Here is a 2244-nt window from a genome sequence, read left to right as displayed (position 1 = left end):
CCGGCGTCCGGGCCACCCGCCACCCGCTCGGCGGGTCCGCGCGCCGCGAGCCGCGGCGCGCCGTCGTGCTCGCCCGGATCAGGGACTCACCGCACCGGGCGCAGGTCGCCGCGGGTGAGGGCGGCGGTGGAGGCGTAGCCGTCGATGGCGAGGGTGAGGTCGAGTTCGGCGAGGAGGCAGCGGACGACGTGTTCGAGGCCCGCCCGGCCGCCGACGGCGAGGCCGTAGGCGGCCGGGCGGCCGATCGCCACGGCGCGGGCGCCGAGGGCCAGGGCCTTGATCACGTCGGGGCCGCTCCGGACGCCGGAGTCGAAGACGACCGGGACCTCGCCCGCCGCGTCGACCACCTCCGGCAGGCAGTCCAGGGCGGGCAGGCCGCCGTTGGCCTGGCGGCCGCCGTGGTTGGAGCAGTAGACGCCGTCGACGCCGCTGTCCACCGCGCGGCGGGCGTCCTCCGGGGAGCAGATGCCCTTGAGGAGCAGCGGGAGGGAGGTCAGGGAGCGCAGCCAGGCCAGGTCGTCCCAGGTCAGCCGCTGGTTGCCGAAGATCATCGCCCAGTGGCCGGTGGCCGCCTCCGGGTCCTCCTCCGGCGGCGCCGCCAGCCGGGAGCGGAACACCGGGTCGCTGAAGTAGTTGGCCAGGCACTGGCCCTTGAGCTGCGGGAAACCGGCGATGGACAGGTCGCGCGGGCGCCAGCCCAGGGTGAGGGTGTCCAGGGTGACGACGATCGCCGAGTAGCCGGCCGCCTCCGCGCGGCGGACGAGGCTCTCGGTCAGCTCCCGGTCGTTGGGCGGGTACAGCTGGAACCAGCCCGGGGTGTCGCCGAGTTCGCGCGCCACCTCCTCCATCGGGTCCTGGGAGAGCGTCGAGGCGATCATCGGGACGCCGGTCGCGGCGGCCACGCGGGCGGTGACGAGGTCGCCCCGGCCCTCGGCCAGGTCGCACAGGCCGATCACGCCGACCGGGGCCAGCATCAGCGGCGTCGGCAGCCGGTGTCCGAACAGCTCGGTGGACAGGTCGCGTTCGGCGGCGCCGGCGAGCACGCGGGGCATCAGCCCCCACCGGTCGAAGGCCGTCACGTTGGCGTTCTGGGTCCGCTCGTCGCCCGCCCCGCCCGCCACGTACGACCACAGCTCCGGGGGCATCGACCGCTCGGCGCGGCGCTCGAGTTCGGCGTACGCCATGGGGTGTTCGGGCACCTTGCCGGTCAATCCGTCGAGGTAGACGCCGAGTTGCCAGTCACCGTGGTTGGGCACGGAGGTCTCCTTGGACGACGAGGGTGGGGACGTCAGCTCCGGCGGCTGTTGGCGAGGGCGGTGGTCATGGAGTAACCGATCGGGCCGGCCGTGTCGTACAGGGTGCAGTGGCCGGCCGCGACGCCGTCCTCGCTGCTGTGCGCCGTGGCCTGGAACCCTATGGCGTCGCTGAGCGGGAGACGAGCCAGCGTGAGCGTGTAGTCGGCGTTGATGAACTCCAGGTCGTCGTCCGACCGGTGGGACATCGGGCTGGAGGTGTCGGCGGCGAGGGCCACCCGCGTGAACGGGGAGAGGGACTCGCCGGCGACCAGGTCGGCCTCGTCGCGCAGCCAGGCCCGGCGGACGGCGACGCCGCGCCAGCTCGTCACGGGGCGGTTGTCGCCGTCGAACTGCCAGAAGTTCCACGGCATGCCGTGCCGCACCGGGGCGATCTCCTCGGGCGGCGGGGCGTCCCAGTCCGGGGTCGCCGGGACCTCGCCCGCGGGCTGCTCGCCGCGGCGCAGCAGTACGGCGCTCGCCCGGGCGACGGCCCCGTTCGCGCCGTGGACCACGGCGTCGGCCACCCGGATGCGGCGCCCGTCGCGGATCCGCTCCGTGGTCACCCGGACCGGGGCGAAGGGACAGGTGCGGAACAGGTCGACGGTGAGGCGGGCGAAGTGCAGGCCCTCCGCGTGGTGCTCGCGCTCCAGGGCGCGGGCGAGGAGACCGCCGAGGAGGCGGCCGTGCAGGGCGTCGGGCGACCACCAGCTCCTGGCGTCCTCCCCCGGGAGCAGGCCGTCCCCGTCCGCGGTGAAGAACGCGGCGGTGTCGTGCGTCCGGTCCATGCGGTGCCCCGCCCCCTTTGTGTTCATGGGCCAACCATCTGGGTGGGGGCAGCGTAAGGCACGGGCAGGAGCGCACCGCCGCGAGGTCACGCGCGCGGTGCGGGGCCCGCGCCCGCCTCCGGCGGCCCGGCCCGGCCCGGGCCGCCGGAGGCGCGCGGCGGTGC

Annotated in this window: 2 protein-coding genes; both read right to left on the bottom strand. The window is 75.5% G+C overall.

Going from position 1 to position 2244, the window contains the following annotated elements; translation table 11 throughout:
- Positions 1–86 precede the first annotated feature (86 nt).
- Entirely contained in the window at positions 87–1256 is a 1170-nt protein-coding gene (locus A2U95_RS21130; RefSeq protein WP_240957504.1) for an alpha-hydroxy-acid oxidizing protein, read from the bottom strand.
- A gap of 32 nt (positions 1257–1288) precedes the next feature.
- The gene (locus tag A2U95_RS21125) at positions 1289–2107 is read right to left on the bottom strand and encodes an acyl-CoA thioesterase domain-containing protein (protein ID WP_206283000.1); all 819 of its coding nucleotides are present in this window, start codon (positions 2105–2107) and stop codon (positions 1289–1291) included.
- Positions 2108–2244: the final 137 nt, after the last annotated feature.

The organism is Streptomyces chilikensis, from assembly GCF_001642695.1.
Taxonomy (GTDB): Bacteria; Actinomycetota; Actinomycetes; order Streptomycetales; family Streptomycetaceae; genus Streptomyces; species Streptomyces chilikensis.
Note: the sequence above shows the minus strand (reverse complement) of the source record. Positions and strands in the feature narration are given on the sequence as shown.

Excerpts from the sequence above, each read along its gene's own strand:
- A2U95_RS21125 (WP_206283000.1), bottom strand. The coding sequence starts at position 2,107 with ATGAACACAAAGGGGGCGGGGCACCGCATGGACCGGACGCACGACACC.